The organism is Halomonas sp. 25-S5 (assembly GCF_029889845.1).
In the GTDB taxonomy this organism is placed as follows: Bacteria; Pseudomonadota; Gammaproteobacteria; order Pseudomonadales; family Halomonadaceae; genus Halomonas.
In genome coordinates, this window is sequence record NZ_JARANV010000003.1 from 161,553 (window position 1) to 176,708 (window position 15,156).

Below are 15,156 nucleotides of genomic sequence, written 5' to 3' on the forward strand. Positions count from 1 at the left end.
TCGCCGGGGCAGGTGACGTCAGACGTCGCTGCGGAAGGCACGATCCTCGCGGGGCAGGATCAGGTTGAGAACGATGGCGCACAGGGCGCCGGGAATCAGCCCCGACTCGATGATCGCCTGGAGGTTGTCGGAAAGCTCGGCGTAGAGCCCCTCCTGGGCCGGCAGGCCGATGGCCGCCGACAGCGAGACGCCGATGATCACCATGTTGCGCCTGTTGAAGCTGATGTGGGAGAGCATCTTGATGCCGGCGCTGGCGATCATGCCGAACATGATCACCACCGCGCCGCCGAGCACGGCATTGGGGATGCTGGAGACGATGGCGCCGAGCTTGGGCAGCAGGCCGGCGATGACCAGGAAGGCACCGCCGATGGCCACCACGAAGCGGCTGACCACGCCGGTCAGCGCCACCATGCCGACGTTCTGGCTGAAGCTGATCTGGGGGAAGGCGTTGAAGATGGCGGCGAAGACGCTGGCCAGGCCGTCGGCCATCACCCCGCCGGAGAGTTCCTTCGGAGTGGGCGGGCGATCCAGCCCCCCGGCGGTGGTCCCGGCGATGTCGCCGATCGACTCGGCGCAGGTCACCACGGCCAGTAGCACCACCGGCAGCACGGCGGCCCAGTGGAACTCCAGGCCGATGGCCAGCGGTGTGGGCAGCGAGAGCCAGGCGGCGCCGCCGATGGCGGAGACGTCCACCAGGCCGAAGGCGGTGGCCGTGGCATAGCCGGCGAGCAGGCCGATCAGCGGGGCCGCCTCCGACCAGATGCCGCGACCGAACTGGTGCAGCCCCAGGGTGATGACCAGCACCAGCCCCGCCAGCAGCAGGTGGTGCGAGGCCCCGAAGTCCTCGGCCCCGAAGCCGCCGCCGACATAGGCCAGGCCCACCGGCATCAGCAGGGTGCCGAGCATGATCACGAAGGTGCCGGTGACCACCGGCGGGAAGAGGAAGCGGAACCAGGGCAGGAAGAGCCCCACCAGGGCCATGGCGACCCCGCCGCAGAGCGCCGCGCCCAGGGCCGCCGGCAGCCCCATGCCCACGGCGATGGGGATCAGCACCGGCACGAAGCCGAAGCTGGTGCCCATGACGATGGGCAGGCGGGCCCCGATGGGGCCGAGCCCCAGGGACTGCACCAGGGTGGCCACCCCGGCCACGAACATGGCGGCCTGGATCATGAAGGTGGTCTGCTCGGCGGAGAGGTCCGCGGCACCGGCGATGATGATGGGCACGGTGACGTTGCCGACGAACATCGCCAGCACGTGCTGCAGCCCCAGGGGGATGGCGCGCCCCAGGGGCGGCATGGCATCGACGTCCTGGGTGCTGCGCACCCGGCGCGCCGTCGCGTCGGCGGGGGACTCGGTGGTCATGGGGTGTCTCCTGTTGTCGTTGTTGGACGTGGTGAGAACAGAGGGAAACGGGATGGGAATCAGACTGATCCGCGCAGCTCGCGGGCGGCCTGGTCATGCCGGGCCAGCAGGGCGTCGAGGTCGAGGTCCCGTGGCCAGCCGTCGATCAGGCGCCAGCGCCCGGCGACCATCACCCGGTCGGCGCGGTGGGCCCCGCACAGCAGCAGGGCCGCGACCGGGTTCTCGGCGCCGGAGAAGCGGGCCTCGTCCAGCCGGAACAGCGCCAGGTCGGCCTGCTGGCCGGGCGCCACCCCGCCGATGTCGGTGCGTCCCAGGCAGGCCGCCGAGCCGCGGGTGGCCCAGCGGATCACGTCGTCGTGGGTCACCCGGCTCGGCGAGTAGCGCAGCCGTCCCAGCAGCAGGGCCTGGCGCATCTCCTCGGCCAGGTTGGAGTGATCGTTGGAGGCCGAGCCGTCCACCGCCAGCCCTACCGGGCAGCCGGCGGCCTCGAGTTCCAGGGTGCGGCACATGCCGGAGCCCAGCACCATGTTCGACGACGGGCAGTGGGCGATGCCGGTGCCGGCCAGGCCCAGGCGGGCGATTTCGGGGTCGGTGAAGTGAATGCCATGGGCCAGCCAGGTGCGCGGCCCCAGCCAGCCGGTGGCCTCCAGGTAGTCCAGCGGGCGCATGCCGAAGAGCCGCTGGCAGTAGGCCGTCTCGTCCTCGGTCTCGGCCAGGTGGGTGTGCAGGCGCACGTCCTTCTCCTCGGCCAGGCGGGCGCTCTCCTGCATCAGTTCGCGGCTCACCGAGAAGGGCGAGCAGGGCGCCAGGGCGATGGTGGTCATGGCGCCGTCGCCGCGCTGGTGGTGAGCGTCGATGAGTCGGCTGCTCTCGTCGAGGATGGTGGCCTCGTCCTGCACCACCGACTGGGGCGGCAGGCCCCCGTCGTCGCGGCCCACGCTCATCGAGCCCCGGGTGAGGGCGGCCCGCACGCCGAGGCGGCGGGCGGTCTCCACCTGGACGTCGATGGCGCTCTCCAGCGCGCCGGAGAAGACGTAGTGATGGTCGGCCACGGTGGTGCAGCCGGACATCAGCAGCTCGACCATGGCGAGCTCGCTGGCGAGTGCCAGCTGACGCTCGGTGAGGCGAGCCCAGACGTCATAGAGGGTCGTCAGCCAGGGGAAGAGTTCCTTGTTCAGGGCCGGCGAGTAGGCCCGGGTCAGGGTCTGGTAGAAGTGATGGTGGGTATTCACCAGCCCGGGCAGCAGCACATGTGCCGAGGCGTCGAAGACCTCATCCACCGGCGTTGTCGGTGTGGCGCCGGAAGGCACGGCCTCGACGATACGTCCGTCCTGAATCACCACACCGCCGGCGGCACGCGCATCGCTGCAGGCGAGCGGCCGGCGGATCCACAGGGTCGGGTTGGGCTGGGGCATGTTGTCCTCCCGGTGGGCCGTCAAGCGGCCGCTGAATGGACAAAGGGTTACCCAAGCCTCGTGTCGGACCGGAGCCTTGGTTCAGGTGCCTTCGACATCATGTGTGTACTGTCGGTATTGCCCAATGCGTGGCATGGATTGTGTACAAAATGGGAGGCTTTAGGGCAACTGTCAAGAGCGTGATGCTCAACGCTCGTTTGCTCTCGCCGTGCCGCTTACGCGCCGGTCGGGCAGGCCGGCTGCACGGATCCTTATCCATTAAAAGAGCCGCCGCGTCGATGACGCGGCGGCTCCGGTCTGCCGGGAGGGAACGGGGCTCAGTCGGCGTAGTTGCTCTCGGAGTAGAGCACCCGTACGCGCAGGGTGTGCTTCACCTGGCGCAGGGCCTCCAGTGCCCGCGAGCCGTAGGCCTTGTCCACGTCGATGACCACGTAGCCAATGTGCTCGTTGGTCTGCAGGTACTGGCCGAGGATGTTGATGTCGTTCTCGGAGAGCACGCGGTTGATCTCGGAGAGAACCCCGGGCACGTTCTCGTGGATGTGCAGCAGGCGGTGCTTGCCCGGGTGGGCCGGCAGGGCCACCTCGGGGAAGTTGACCGAGCTGACGGTGGTGCCGTTGTCGGAGTAGGTGACCAGCTTCTCGGAGACCTCGATGCCGATGTTCTCCTGGGCCTCGAGGGTGGAACCGCCGATGTGCGGGGTGAGGATGACGTTGGCCAGGCCACGCAGCGGACTCTCGAACTCTTCTTCGTTACCCTTGGGCTCCACCGGGAAGACGTCGATGGCGGTGCCGTTGAGGCGGCCGGCCTTCAGCGCCTCGGCCAGGGCCTCGATCACCACCACGCTGCCGCGGGAGGCATTGATCAGGATGCCACCCGGCTTCATCAGGGCGATCTCGGCCTCGCCGATCATCCAGCGGGTGGAGGGCAGGTCCGGCACGTGCAGGCTGACCACATCGGCGCGGGCCAGCAGCTCCTCGAGGCTGGCCACCTGGCGGGCATTGCCCATCGCCAGCTTGGTCACCACGTCGTAGTAGATGACGTCGAAGCCCAGCGACTCGGCGAGCACCGAGAGCTGTGAGCCGATGCTGCCGTAGCCGATGATGCCCAGCGTCTTGCCGCGCGCCTCATGGGCGTTCTTCGCCGACTTCAGCCAGCCACCCTGGTGGGCGCGGGCGCTCTTCTCGGGGATGCCGCGCAGCAACATGATCGCCTCGGCCAGCACCAGCTCGGCCACCGAGCGGGTGTTGGAGAAGGGCGCGTTGAAGACAGGGATGCCGCGTACCAGAGCGGCATCGAGGTCTACCTGGTTGGTCCCGATGCAGAAGCAGCCCACCGCCACCAGCTTTTCGGCCGCGCTGAAGACGCGCTCGTTGAGCTGGGTACGCGAGCGGATGCCGACGAAGTGGACGTCGCGGATCTTCTCGATCAGCGTCGCCTCGTCCAGCGAGGTCGGCAGGTGCTCGATATTGGTGTAACCGGCATTGAGTAGGTTGTCCACCGCGCTCTGGTGGACGCCCTCGAGCAGCAGGATCTTGATCTTGCTCTTGTCCAGGGACGTTTTGGCCATGGTCGATTCAACCCCTTCGTCGGCGCGCGCCGCATGCATGTGTCATGAAGATGCTGAAGAGCCTGGGGCCCGCCGGAGACGCTTCGCCCGGGGCAAGGGCAGGCTCGAAACAGGGCCGATAGCTTATCACAGCCGGCATGAGCGAGGATGAAAATGCTGAGCGCCATGGATGAATGGCATGCAAGTTGCCCGGAGCCGGCCGGGGCAGACGACCCCCCCGGGGGAGCGTGTATACTGTCCGCCCATGAACCAGCCACCAGCGAGAGAGGCGATGGCGGAACAGCACAGCCAAGGCAGCGGCGACGAGCCGGCACCGGCCGACTTCGCCGCCACCGTCGAGCGCCTCGAGCAGCTCGTCGAGCGACTGGAGTCCGGCGAGCTGTCCCTGGAGGGGTCGCTGGCCGCCTTCGAACAGGGCGTGCGCCTGACCCGCGACGCCCAGCGTCGGCTCGACGAGGCGGAGCTGAGGGTGCGCACCCTGACCGAGGGCGAGGCCGGCGGCGTTGACCTGCAACCCTTCGATGCGCCTGCCGCGGAGGACGATGGTGAGCGCTGATCCCCTGGCCGGCCGCCTGGCCGCGGATCGTGCCCGGGTCGACGCCCGTCTCGAGGCGCTCTTCACGGCGCGCACGCCCCCCTCGCCGCGCCTCGAGGCAGCCATGCGCCACGGACTGCTGGTGGGCGGCAAGCGGCTGAGGCCGGTGCTGGTCTATGCGGCCGGTCGCTCCCTGGGCGCCGCGGACGACGACCTGGATGCCCCGGCCATGGCGTTGGAGCTGGTCCACGCCTATTCGCTGGTCCACGACGACCTGCCGGCCATGGACGACGATGACCTGCGCCGTGGCCAGCCCACGGTGCATCGGGCCTATGACGAGGCCACGGCGATACTCGCCGGTGACGCCCTCCAGGCCCTGGCTTTCGAGGTGCTGGCGCGGGCCGCTCACCCCCGGCTACCGGCACTGGTCACCGGCCTGGCCGGAGCCGCCGGGCGCGACGGCATGGTGGCCGGCCAGGCGCTGGACCTCGCCGCCGTCGGCGGGCACCCGGATACCGCGGCGCTGGCGGCCATGCATGGCCACAAGACCGGTGCGCTGATCCGCGCCGCGGTGCGCCTCGGCGGGCTGGTCGCCGTCGACGAGGCCGACCCGCGGCTGGCTGCCTTGCACGCCTATGCCGAGGCCATCGGCCTGGCCTTCCAGATCCACGACGATATTCTCGACGTGACCGGCGACACCGCCACCCTGGGTAAGACCTCCGGGGCCGATGCCGCCCGGGCCAAGCCCACCTACCCGAGCCTGCTGGGGATCGCGGGCGCCCGCCGCCGGGCCGATGCGCTGGTCGAGACGGCCGTGGCGGCCCTGGCGCCGCTGGGCGAGGCCGCCACCCCCCTGGCCGACCTGGCCCGCTACATGATCGAGCGTGACCATTGACACTACAGGGCCCTCATGAAGCTGTTCGATGACATCCCCGTCGAGCGTCCGGCCACGCCGCTGCTCGATACCCTGGATACCCCGGCCGGGCTGCGCGCCATGAATGCCGGTCAGCTGGCCCAGGTGGCCGACGAGCTGCGCGCCTACCTGCTCTACAGCGTGGGCGTCTCCGGCGGCCATTTCGGCGCCGGCCTGGGCGTGGTGGAACTCACCGTGGCCCTGCATCAGGCGCTGGAGACCCCCTATGATCGCCTGGTCTGGGACGTGGGCCACCAGGCCTATCCCCACAAGATCCTCACCGGGCGCCGCGAGGCGATGACCGGCATCCGCCAGTACGGCGGCCTTGCCGCCTTCCCGCGGCGGGCCGAGTCGGAGTACGACACCTTCGGCGTGGGCCATTCGAGCACCTCGCTCTCGGCGGCCCTGGGCATGGCCCTGGCCGCCCGCACCCGCGGCGAGAAGCGCCGGGTCTGCGCGGTGATCGGCGATGGCGCCCTGACCGCCGGGATGGCCTTCGAGGCCCTGGCCCATGCCGGCCATGTGGACGCCAACCTGCTGGTGGTGCTCAACGACAACGAGATGTCGATCTCCGAGAACGTCGGCGGCATGGCCAGCTACCTGGCACGCATCCTCACCAGCAAGCCCTACACCAGCATGCGCGAGGGCGGCAAGCGGGTGCTCTCCCATCTGCCCGGGGCCCTGGAGCTGGCGCGGCGCACCGAGGAGCATATGAAGGGCATGATCAGCCCGGCTACGCTCTTCGAGGAACTGGGCTTCAACTACATCGGGCCCATCGACGGCCACGACCTGCCGCTGCTGGTGCAGACCCTGCGCAACATGCGCGACCTGGAGGGACCCCAGTTCCTCCATGTGAAGACCTGCAAGGGCAAGGGCTTCCTGCCCGCCGAAGCCGACCCCATCGGCTACCATGCCATCACCAAGCTGGAGAAGAACGGCGACACGCCGCCACCGCTCAAGCCGGCCCGTCCGCCAGTCAGCCGCAAGCAGAAGTACTGCCGTGTGTTCGGCGACTGGCTGTGCGACATGGCCGCGGTGGACGAGCGGCTGGTCGGCATCACCCCCGCCATGCGCGAGGGTTCCGACCTGGTGCGCTTCTCGAAGGAGTACCCGGAGCGCTACTTCGATGTGGCCATCGCAGAGCAGCATGCGGTGACCCTGGCCGCGGGCCTGGCCTGCGAGGCCATGAAGCCGGTGGTGGCGATCTATTCCACCTTCCTGCAGCGCGGCTATGACCAGCTGATCCACGACGTGGCGGTGCAGGCGCTTGATGTCACCTTCGCCATCGATCGCGCCGGCCTGGTGGGCGAGGACGGCCCCACCCACCACGGCAGCCTGGATCTCTCCTACCTGCGCTGCGTGCCGGGGCTGGTGGTGCTGGCCCCCGCCGACGAGGCCGAATGCCGGGCGATGCTCAGTGCCGCCTACCACCATCCCGGTCCAGCCGCAGTGCGCTACCCGCGCGGCACCGGCTCGGGCGTCGCGACGCCCGACCATCTCGAGCCTCTCGAGATTGGCCGAGCCGAGTGGCGGCGGCGCGGCAGTGGGGACGCGGTGCGGGTGGCCCTGCTGGCCTTCGGCAGCCTCAACGGCCCGGCGGCGGAGGTGGCCGAGCGCCTCGACGCCAGCCATCTCAACATGCGCTCGATCAAGCCGCTGGACCGTGACGCCGTGCTGGCCGCGGCCGACGAGCACGACCTGCTGGTGACCCTGGAGGAGAACGTGGTCGCCGGCGGTGCCGGCAGTGCGGTCAACGAGCTGTTGGTGGCCGAGGGGGTGCAGGTGGAAGTGCTCAACCTTGGGCTGCCCGACGCCTTCGTCGAACACGGCAAGCCCGCCGAACTACTCGCCGAGTGCGGCCTGGACGCAGACGGCATCGAGGCCTCGATCCGCGCCCGGCTGCCCTGACCCTTCACGTTTCTCTCACGAGGTTGCGATGCTGTTCCTGATACTGATCGGTGCCCTGCTGGGGCTGGCCATCGGCGGCCCCATCGGCCTGTTGGTGGGCGGCGCCCTGGGCTATTGGCTGGGCAGACGCCTGCGTCATCGCCTGCTGAACAAGCTGGTTGGCGTCCAGTCACAGTTCCTAGAATCGACCTTCGCCGTCATGGGGTGCCTGTGCAAGGCCGATGGCCAGGTCTCCGAGGACGAGCTGGAAACCTCCCGGCAGCTGTGGGAACGGCTGCGGCTCAGCGAGGTCCAGCGCGCGCAGGCCCGCGCTGACTTTACCCGCGGCAAGGGCGACGACTTCGACCTGGACGCTGAGCTCGCCAGGGTTCGCCGCATTGCGGCACACCAGCCCGCGCTGCGTCAGGTCTTCCTGCAGGTGCAGCTGGCCGCGGTCGCCGCCGATGGCGAGCTGCACCCTGCCGAGCACGAGATGCTGATGCGGGTGGTGCGGGGCCTGGGCTGTTCCGAGGCCGAGATTGCCCAGGTCGAGGCGATGCTGCGCGGTGGCCCTCGGGGGGAGGACGAACAGGGCCCGTCGCTGGAGGATGCCTACCGGGTGCTGGGCGTCGACCAGGACGCCAGCGACGCCGAGATCAAGAAGGCCTACCGCCGCCTGATGAGCGAGAATCATCCTGACAAGCTTGCCGCCAAGGGCCTGCCCGAGAGCATGCGCGAGGTCGCCAAGGAGCGTACCAGCGAGATCGGCAGCGCCTACGAACGCATCCGCAAGGCCCGCGCCGCCTGACGATGCTCAGGCGGCGAAGGGCAGCACCGCGGTGTAGACCGCGAAGTAGTGGCAGGTGCTGCCGCCCATCACGAACAGGTGCCAGATCGCGTGGTTGTAGGGGATGGCGCTGATGGCATAGAAGGCCACGCCCAGGGTGTAGGTGACGCCGCCGGCGACCAGCAGGGCGAGGCTGGTATCGGACAGGCGGGCCGCCAGTTCGTCGCCGGCGAAGACGATCAGCCAGCCCATCAGCAGGTAGATGGCGACCCGCAGCGTGGCGAAACGGTGGGGCCAGGCCAGCTTGCAGGCGATGCCGGCCAGCGCCAGGGACCAGACGGTGGCGAACAGTGTCCAGCCCGTGGGGCCGCGCAGGTTGACCAGCAGGAAGGGCGTGTAGGTGCCGGCGATCAGCAGGTAGATCGCGCAGTGGTCGAGCAACTGGAACAGGCCCTTCAGGCGCGGGTGGCGGACCCCATGGTAGAGGGTAGAGGCGGCGTAGAGCAGCACCAGGCTGACGCCATAGCAGCCGATGCCGACGAGCTTCCAGGGGTCGACCCGGGCAGTCAGGCTGGCCAGCACGAGCAGCACCACGACCCCCGCGAGGCTGAGCGCCGCGCCGATGCCATGGCTGATACTGTGAAGGAGTTCCTCGAGGCTACTGAAGGGCGTCTCGTCGTCGCGGGTGGGATGCGTCATCGGGGGAGCCTCCTGCCGAGGAGCCAGACCGATGCCGGGGTCCGGTGGCTCAGGGCTTGCGTTCGATATCCACATCGCTTGCCTGGGTGAAGTCGCCCAGCGCCATCATGTGGCCCAGTTTGCCGGCCTTGGTGGTGAGGTACTGCTCGTTATGCGGGTTTAGACCGGTGGTCAGCGGGACGCGTTCCACCACCACCACGCCGGCCTGGGTCAGGGCGTCGACCTTGCGGGGGTTGTTGGTCATCAGGCGCAGCGCCTTGACCCCCAGGTGATCGAGCATCGGCACGCAGAGGTCATAGCGGCGCAGGTCGGCGGCGAAGCCCAGCTGCTCGTTGGCTTCCACGGTGTCGGCGCCGGCATCCTGGAGGTGATAGGCGCGGATCTTGTTGAGCAGGCCGATGCCGCGGCCTTCCTGACGCAGGTACAGCAGCACGCCCCGCCCTGCCTCGGCGATGCGCTTGAGCGCTTCCTGCAGCTGGAAGCCACAGTCGCAGCGCATGGAGAAGAGGGCATCGCCGGTCAGGCACTCGGAGTGGACCCGTCCCAGCACCGCTTCGCCATCGGCCACGTCACCCAGGGTCAGGGCGATGTGATCCTTGCCGGTGGCATCATCCTCGAAGCCGTGCATGGTGAAGGTGGCCCAGGGGGTGGGCAGCCGGGAGGCGGCGATGAATCGAATCGTCACGATGTACCTCGGTGGAAGACCACGGCGTTGTCGACGGGTGGAGGGCCATTCTATCAGGAAGGCCGGGCTGGCTCACCGTTGTGTCACGGGGCTCATCCCCGGGCCATTCGATGGGGTACAATGGCGCTCACATTTTCCGTGGACGAGCGAGCGCATGGAACTCAAGAACGACCGCTTTCTGCGCGCCCTGGCGCGTCAACCCGTCGACCGCACGCCGGTGTGGATGATGCGCCAGGCCGGCCGCTACCTGCCGGAGTATCGCGAGGTGCGTGGCCATGCCGGCAGCTTCATGGGCCTGTGCCGCAACCAGGAGCTGGCCTGCGAGGTCACCCTGCAGCCGCTGGAGCGCTACCCCCTGGATGCGGCCATCCTCTTCTCGGACATCCTGACCATCCCCGATGCCATGGGGCTGGGGCTCTACTTCGAGACCGGCGAGGGCCCGAAATTCCGCAAGCCGGTACGCACTTCGGCCGAGGTGGAGGCCCTGCAGGCACCGGACGCCGAGCGAGACCTGGACTACGTGATGCGGGCGGTCGCGACCATCCGCCGCGAACTCAACGGCCGGATGCCGCTGATCGGCTTCTCCGGCAGCCCCTGGACGCTGGCCACCTACATGGTGGAGGGCGCCTCCAGCAAGGACTTCCGTCACGTCAAGACGATGCTCTATGACGCGCCCGACACCATGCACCGGCTGCTCGATACCCTGGCCCATGCGGTCACCGATTACCTCAACGCCCAGATCCGTGCCGGCGCCCAGGCGGTACAGATCTTCGACACCTGGGGCGGGGCGCTCTCCACGCCGGCCTACCTGGAGTTCTCGCTGCGCTACATGGAGCAGATCGTCGCCGGCCTGATCCGCGAGCACGAGGGGCGCCGGGTGCCGGTGATCCTGTTCACCAAGAACGGCGGCCAGTGGCTCGAGGACATCGCGGCGGCCGGTTCCGATGCCGTCGGCCTGGACTGGACGACCGAGCTCGCCGATGCCCGGGCGCGGGTCGGTCATCGCGTCGCCCTGCAGGGCAACCTCGACCCTCACGTGCTGTTTGCCCGCCCCTCGGCGATCCGAGCCGAGGTGGCGCGCACCCTCGACAGCTTCGGCCACGGGCCCGGGCATGTCTTCAACCTGGGGCACGGCATCAACCAGTTCACCGACCCGGACCATGTCACGGCCTTCATGGACGCCCTGCATGACCTGAGCCCGGCCTATCACCGCAACATCGCCCATGGCTGACTGGCTCTACCGGCTGGCCGCCGGGGAGGATAGGCGCTGGCGCCGCCGCTGGGCGCTGCTGGCCTGCCTGGCGGTGTTGGTGATCGCCTGGGGCAGCCTGGCGCCCAGCAGCGAGCTGCCCGAGACGCTGCCCTGGGACAAGGCCAGTCACTTCATCGGCTATGCCGGCCTGGCGGGCCTGATCGGGCTCGCCGGCGTCCGTCTGCCGCTGGCCTTCCTGGCCGCGCTGCTGCTGGGCATCGTCATCGAGTTTGCCCAGCTCCCGGTGCCCGGCCGCAGCGGCGGCGACGGAGCGGACATCCTGGCCAACGGCCTGGGCGCCGCCTCGGCGGCACTGGGGCTGCATGCCTTTCGTCGGGTCTGCCTGCGCCGTCCGCCTCGGGGCATGCCGCGCCACTAGAGGCGCGGCTCCCGGCTGGCGTCGGGCTCTGCCTGGCCGCCGGTCGCCAGGTCCAGGGTCGGCTCGCTGGCGGTGCGCTGGGGGCGGTGGCGTTCGGCAGGGCGCGTCACCCGGGCGCGGCCCAGCACGCTCTCCTCCTCGGGTGCGCTCCTGCTCGCCGCGCTGGTCCAGGCGGCCTCGTGGTCATGCACCGCCGGGCGCCGCTCCCAGGAGCGGGTGACCACGGCGCCGGGGGCGAAGCCGGGGCGCTGTGCGCCCAGGTGGTGGGGCAGCAGCCACAGCTCGGCCAGCAGGCGCAGGGCCACGGCGGCGAGCAGCCAGGTACCCCCGGCCAGGGCCAGGGTCGGCCAGGCGGAGGCCCAGTCGACGGGGGCGAGCCAGGGCGTGCGGGGAGCCAGCCACAGGGCCGCTCCGGCCAGCAGGCCGAGCTGCAGCAGCAGGTGGCAGGTCAGCAGGGTGGTGCGGGCCAGCGGCCGGCGAGGAAACAGGAACTGTCGCATCGGGGTCCTCCCGGGGAATGCACATCGTGGTGATGAGTCGCGCCGACGTCCTTGCCGGCCAGGGCAGGATGCTACCCCAGATCCCGCCGCCCTGCAGTCATTGCGTATCGCCAGGTTGACCAACGGGAGTGCGCTTGCCAATGTGGAACGAGAGGCGGAAGTGGCTGTCCCGTCGGGAGGACTTCCGCCAACTCACCAGCATCAAGGAGCGGCTATGACAACCTATATCGTGGTGGCTGATGCGGCGCGGGCTCGGCTGTTCACCCGCAATGGACTCAAGGTCAGCGAGAAGGACAGCCTCCTCCATGCCGAGGGTCGCATGCACGAGGGGGACCTGGTGACGGACCGCGGTGGCGATGTCCATGAGTCGACCTCGACGACGGCGCGCAGCGCCGGCGGGGAGAATGTCGCGACCCAGCACCACGAGGAGATCTTCGCCCGCGAGGTCGCCGAGCGGCTCTATCGCGCCCGTGTCGACAACACCATGGAGAAGCTGATCCTGGTCGCACCGCCGCGCTTCCTCGGCCAGTTACGGGAGAAGGTCGATGGCCCCACCGCCAAGCTGGTGATCCACACCCTGGCCAAGGATCTCACCAAGGCCTCCCTCGCCGATATCCAGGAGGCCGTCAGCGACCTCCGCTAGCCTCTCGCTGACGCCTTCCCCGCGGCCCGGCTCTGTCGCCGGGCCGCGTCGCGTCAGGGCACCTGGGGCAGAGCGATCTGGTCGCTGCGACGGATGCCTTCGGTCATCTGCCGACACAGCTTGAGGAACTCGCGCATGCCGGTGGCCAGGTACTTGTGGCGATGCCAGATGAAGGTGAACTGGCGACTCAGGTCCAGCTCCGGGGTGGCGATGGGCACCAGGCTGCCGCGGCGGAAGGCGTCGCGCAGGGCCAGTTTCGAGACGCAGCCGATGCCGAGCCCCGATTCCACCGCCCGCTTGATGCCCTCGGTATGCTCCAGTTCCAGCAGGATGTTGAAACGCCCGCGGCGGTGACGTGCCGCCTGCTCCAGGGTCAGCCGGGTGCCGGAGCCCTGCTCGCGCATGATCCAGGCCTCGCGCAGCAGACGGTCCAGCTCCACCGGACCCGCGGTGGCGAGCGGATGACGGGGCGAGCAGAACACCGCCAGCTCATCCTCCACCCAGGGCTGGGTGATCACGTCCTCCTCCTCGCACTGCCCCTCGATCAGCCCCAGGTCGAGCCCGTGCTGGCGAACGCTGTCGATGATGGTCCGGGTGTTGCGCACCGAGAGGCGCACCCGGCTGCCCGGATGGCGCTGCATGAAGTCGCTGATCAGCAGGGTGGCCAGGTAGTTGCCGATGGTCAGGGTGGCGCCCACGTCCAGGGTGCCGATGCCCTGCTGGCCACGCAGCAGCTCCTCCACCTCCTCGGCGCGGTCGAGCAAGGCCACCGCCTTGGGCAGCAGCTGGAAGCCCAGGGCATTGAGCTTCAGGCGCTTGCCGATGCGATCGAGCAGCCGGCAGTCGAACTGCCGCTCCAGCTCGGCGAGGGCGGTACTGGTCGCCGACTGAGAGAGCGCCAGGATGCGGGCCGCCCGGGAGACGCTCTCGTGCTGGGCGACGGTGACGAAGACTTCCAGCTGGCGCAGGGTGTAACGCATGACACTCCTCGGCGGTTTGATATCTAGAGCTGATATCTACAGTATAGATAAGTGTTATCCATACAATCCATTTAACAGATAATGCCTCGTCTCTTAGAATTGCACTCAAAGATTGGCTGTCTTATCTATTCGTTTATGGAATATCTAGGAGTCGGCATGAGCAAGTTTGCGCTTGAGGACGTTCTGAGTGTGCACCACTGGAACGATACCCTGTTCAGTTTCCGGACCACCCGCGAGCGCAGCCTACGCTTCAAGAACGGCCAGTTCGTGATGATCGGCCTCGAGGTGAACGGCAAGCCGCTGATGCGGGCCTACTCCATCGCCAGCCCCAACTACGAGGACCACCTGGAGTTCTTCAGCATCAAGGTGCCCGACGGTCCCCTGACCTCGCGCCTCCAGCACCTCAAGGTGGGGGACCAGATCATGGTCAGCCGCAAGCCCACCGGCACCCTGGTCACCGACGACCTGCTGCCGGGGCGCAACCTCTACCTGCTTTCCACCGGCACCGGCCTGGCGCCGTTCATGGGCCTGATCCAGGACCCGGAAGTCTACGAGCGCTTCGAGAAGGTGGTGCTGGTGCACGGTGTGCGCAACGTCAGCGAGCTGGCCTATGCCGACTTCATCCAGAAGGATCTGCCCGCCCACGAGTACCTCGGCGAAGAGATCAGCGAGAAGCTGGTCTACTACCCCACCGTGACCCGCGAGACCTTCCACACCATGGGGCGGCTGACCGATCATATCCGCAGCGGAAAGCTGGCCGAGGACACCGGCCTGCCGACCATCGATCCCAAGCAGGATCGCGCCATGATCTGCGGCAGCCCGGCGATGCTCGATGACACCAGCCACCTGCTTGACGAGCTCGGCTTCACCATCTCGCCGCGCATGGGCGAGCCCGGCGACTATGTCATCGAGCGGGCCTTCGTCGAGAAATAAGCGCCGAGCTTCAAGCGCCGAGCCGCCAGGCTGTTCGGTGACGGGCGGTAGGTAGCGAGGCAGAAACGCGAAACCCCACCGGGCTAACCGCTGGTGGGGTTTCTTGCGGCTTGTTAGCTGGACCTAGACTCCGCTTGGCCGCTTGGCCGCTTGGCCGCTTGGCCGCTTGGCCGCTTGGCCGCTTGGCCGCTTGGCCGCTTGGCCGCTTAGCGCTTAGACCGCGTCCTTTCCGGTCTCGCCGGTACGAATACGGAGCACCTGCTCCAGGGCGGTGACGAAGATCTTGCCATCGCCGATCTTGCCGGTATTCGCGACCTGGGTGATGGCATCGATCACCTTCTCGGCCATCTCGTCGTCCACGGCCACCTCGAGCTTCACCTTGGGCAGGAAGTCGACCACGTACTCGGCGCCGCGATAGAGCTCGGTGTGGCCCTTCTGGCGACCGAACCCCTTGACCTCGGTGACGGTGATGCCCTGGACACCGATCTCGGAGAGCGACTCCCGTACGTCGTCGAGCTTGAACGGCTTGATGATGGCGGTCACCAGTTTCATGGTCTTGATCCTCGTTGTGTCCGTTGGTCGGTGGCGCTGTCCGCCACCCCTGCTGCATTCATTGTG

16 protein-coding genes are annotated in these 15,156 nt (G+C 68.6%); 8 read left to right on the plus strand and 8 right to left on the minus strand.

Features of this window, described 5'->3' with window-relative positions; genetic code table 11:
- Positions 1-18: 18 nt before the first annotated feature.
- The 3 genes from OP498_RS03990 to serA all read right to left on the minus strand — a co-directional run bounded on the left by OP498_RS03990 (position 19) and on the right by serA (position 4,345).
- Positions 19-1,362, minus strand: a complete 1,344-nt coding sequence (locus OP498_RS03990; protein ID WP_280552650.1) for a nucleobase:cation symporter-2 family protein — start codon at positions 1,360-1,362, stop codon at positions 19-21.
- 59 nt (positions 1,363-1,421) lie between these two features.
- On the minus strand, positions 1,422-2,777 hold the full coding sequence (locus OP498_RS03995) for an 8-oxoguanine deaminase (RefSeq protein WP_280552653.1): 1,356 nt from the start codon (positions 2,775-2,777) through the stop codon (positions 1,422-1,424).
- A gap of 317 nt (positions 2,778-3,094) precedes the next feature.
- Complete coding sequence (serA, locus tag OP498_RS04000) at positions 3,095-4,345, minus strand: phosphoglycerate dehydrogenase (RefSeq protein WP_280547154.1); 1,251 nt, start codon at positions 4,343-4,345, stop codon at positions 3,095-3,097.
- Positions 4,346-4,616: 271 nt separating this feature from the next.
- Between serA and OP498_RS04005 the strand changes: the two genes are divergently transcribed.
- From OP498_RS04005 to djlA, 4 genes are read left to right on the plus strand one after another with little or no spacing between them, the layout of a single operon-like run.
- Positions 4,617-4,901 (plus strand): exodeoxyribonuclease VII small subunit, encoded by a 285-nt coding sequence (locus OP498_RS04005; RefSeq protein ID WP_280547153.1) that lies wholly within the window; start codon positions 4,617-4,619, stop codon positions 4,899-4,901.
- Positions 4,888-5,775 carry a farnesyl diphosphate synthase gene (locus OP498_RS04010; protein ID WP_280547152.1) on the plus strand — a complete coding sequence of 296 codons (888 nt, stop codon included), beginning with the start codon at positions 4,888-4,890 and terminating at the stop codon, positions 5,773-5,775. Before OP498_RS04005 ends, OP498_RS04010 begins: the two co-directional genes overlap by 14 nt.
- Positions 5,776-5,790: 15 nt before the next feature.
- Positions 5,791-7,701, plus strand: coding sequence for a 1-deoxy-D-xylulose-5-phosphate synthase (dxs, locus tag OP498_RS04015; protein ID WP_280547150.1), 1,911 nt, complete (start codon positions 5,791-5,793; stop codon positions 7,699-7,701).
- A gap of 28 nt (positions 7,702-7,729) precedes the next feature.
- Positions 7,730-8,488 (plus strand): co-chaperone DjlA, encoded by a 759-nt coding sequence (gene djlA, locus OP498_RS04020; RefSeq protein ID WP_280547149.1) that lies wholly within the window; start codon positions 7,730-7,732, stop codon positions 8,486-8,488.
- A gap of 6 nt (positions 8,489-8,494) precedes the next feature.
- Here djlA and OP498_RS04025 read toward each other — a convergent pair whose 3' ends face one another.
- Entirely contained in the window at positions 8,495-9,166 is a 672-nt protein-coding gene (locus tag OP498_RS04025; RefSeq protein ID WP_280547148.1) for a hemolysin III family protein, read from the minus strand.
- 49 nt (positions 9,167-9,215) lie between these two features.
- Positions 9,216-9,851, minus strand: coding sequence for a GTP cyclohydrolase II (gene ribA / locus OP498_RS04030; RefSeq protein ID WP_280547146.1), 636 nt, complete (start codon positions 9,849-9,851; stop codon positions 9,216-9,218).
- 154 nt (positions 9,852-10,005) lie between these two features.
- On the opposite strand from ribA, the gene hemE reads away from it, so the two are divergent.
- The gene (gene hemE, locus OP498_RS04035) at positions 10,006-11,082 is read left to right on the plus strand and encodes a uroporphyrinogen decarboxylase (RefSeq protein ID WP_280552655.1); all 1,077 of its coding nucleotides are present in this window, start codon (positions 10,006-10,008) and stop codon (positions 11,080-11,082) included.
- Positions 11,075-11,482, plus strand: a complete 408-nt coding sequence (locus OP498_RS04040) for a VanZ family protein (RefSeq protein ID WP_280547144.1) — start codon at positions 11,075-11,077, stop codon at positions 11,480-11,482. The genes hemE and OP498_RS04040 overlap by 8 nt, the downstream gene beginning before the upstream one ends.
- Here OP498_RS04040 and OP498_RS04045 read toward each other — a convergent pair.
- Positions 11,479-11,982 (minus strand): hypothetical protein, encoded by a 504-nt coding sequence (locus OP498_RS04045; RefSeq protein WP_280547143.1) that lies wholly within the window; start codon positions 11,980-11,982, stop codon positions 11,479-11,481. The genes OP498_RS04040 and OP498_RS04045 overlap by 4 nt on opposite strands.
- Before the next feature lie 214 nt (positions 11,983-12,196).
- Between OP498_RS04045 and OP498_RS04050 the strand changes: the two genes are divergently transcribed.
- Positions 12,197-12,625 carry a host attachment protein gene (locus OP498_RS04050; protein WP_280552658.1) on the plus strand — a complete coding sequence of 143 codons (429 nt, stop codon included), beginning with the start codon at positions 12,197-12,199 and terminating at the stop codon, positions 12,623-12,625.
- A 53-nt stretch (positions 12,626-12,678) separates the two neighbouring features.
- On the opposite strand, the gene OP498_RS04055 is transcribed toward OP498_RS04050, so the two are convergent.
- A complete protein-coding gene (locus tag OP498_RS04055) occupies positions 12,679-13,605 on the minus strand; it encodes a LysR family transcriptional regulator (RefSeq protein WP_280547139.1) in 927 nt (308 codons plus the stop codon).
- A gap of 156 nt (positions 13,606-13,761) precedes the next feature.
- Between OP498_RS04055 and OP498_RS04060 the strand changes: the two genes are divergently transcribed.
- Positions 13,762-14,538 (plus strand): ferredoxin--NADP reductase, encoded by a 777-nt coding sequence (locus OP498_RS04060; RefSeq protein WP_280547137.1) that lies wholly within the window; start codon positions 13,762-13,764, stop codon positions 14,536-14,538.
- 213 nt (positions 14,539-14,751) lie between these two features.
- Here the strand turns inward: OP498_RS04060 and glnK are convergent, their stop codons facing one another.
- Positions 14,752-15,090, minus strand: coding sequence for a P-II family nitrogen regulator (glnK, locus tag OP498_RS04065; protein WP_151442144.1), 339 nt, complete (start codon positions 15,088-15,090; stop codon positions 14,752-14,754).
- Positions 15,091-15,156: the final 66 nt, after the last annotated feature.

What these genes read in the sequence shown, in the direction of transcription:
- OP498_RS04050 (WP_280552658.1), top strand. Translation starts at nt 12,197, where the DNA reads ATGACAACCTATATCGTGGTGGCTGATGCGGCGCGGGCTCGGCTGTTC.
- glnK (WP_151442144.1), bottom strand. Translation starts at nt 15,090, where the DNA reads ATGAAACTGGTGACCGCCATCATCAAGCCGTTCAAGCTCGACGACGTA.
- OP498_RS04040 (WP_280547144.1), top strand. Translation starts at nt 11,075, where the DNA reads ATGGCTGACTGGCTCTACCGGCTGGCCGCCGGGGAGGATAGGCGCTGG.
- djlA (WP_280547149.1), top strand. Translation starts at nt 7,730, where the DNA reads ATGCTGTTCCTGATACTGATCGGTGCCCTGCTGGGGCTGGCCATCGGC.
- OP498_RS04060 (WP_280547137.1), top strand. Translation starts at nt 13,762, where the DNA reads ATGAGCAAGTTTGCGCTTGAGGACGTTCTGAGTGTGCACCACTGGAAC.
- OP498_RS03990 (WP_280552650.1), bottom strand. Translation starts at nt 1,362, where the DNA reads ATGACCACCGAGTCCCCCGCCGACGCGACGGCGCGCCGGGTGCGCAGC.
- OP498_RS04045 (WP_280547143.1), bottom strand. Translation starts at nt 11,982, where the DNA reads ATGCGACAGTTCCTGTTTCCTCGCCGGCCGCTGGCCCGCACCACCCTG.
- OP498_RS04010 (WP_280547152.1), top strand. Translation starts at nt 4,888, where the DNA reads ATGGTGAGCGCTGATCCCCTGGCCGGCCGCCTGGCCGCGGATCGTGCC.
- serA (WP_280547154.1), bottom strand. Translation starts at nt 4,345, where the DNA reads ATGGCCAAAACGTCCCTGGACAAGAGCAAGATCAAGATCCTGCTGCTC.
- OP498_RS04025 (WP_280547148.1), bottom strand. Translation starts at nt 9,166, where the DNA reads ATGACGCATCCCACCCGCGACGACGAGACGCCCTTCAGTAGCCTCGAG.
- OP498_RS04055 (WP_280547139.1), bottom strand. Translation starts at nt 13,605, where the DNA reads ATGCGTTACACCCTGCGCCAGCTGGAAGTCTTCGTCACCGTCGCCCAG.
- OP498_RS04005 (WP_280547153.1), top strand. Translation starts at nt 4,617, where the DNA reads ATGGCGGAACAGCACAGCCAAGGCAGCGGCGACGAGCCGGCACCGGCC.
- hemE (WP_280552655.1), top strand. Translation starts at nt 10,006, where the DNA reads ATGGAACTCAAGAACGACCGCTTTCTGCGCGCCCTGGCGCGTCAACCC.
- OP498_RS03995 (WP_280552653.1), bottom strand. Translation starts at nt 2,777, where the DNA reads ATGCCCCAGCCCAACCCGACCCTGTGGATCCGCCGGCCGCTCGCCTGC.
- dxs (WP_280547150.1), top strand. Translation starts at nt 5,791, where the DNA reads ATGAAGCTGTTCGATGACATCCCCGTCGAGCGTCCGGCCACGCCGCTG.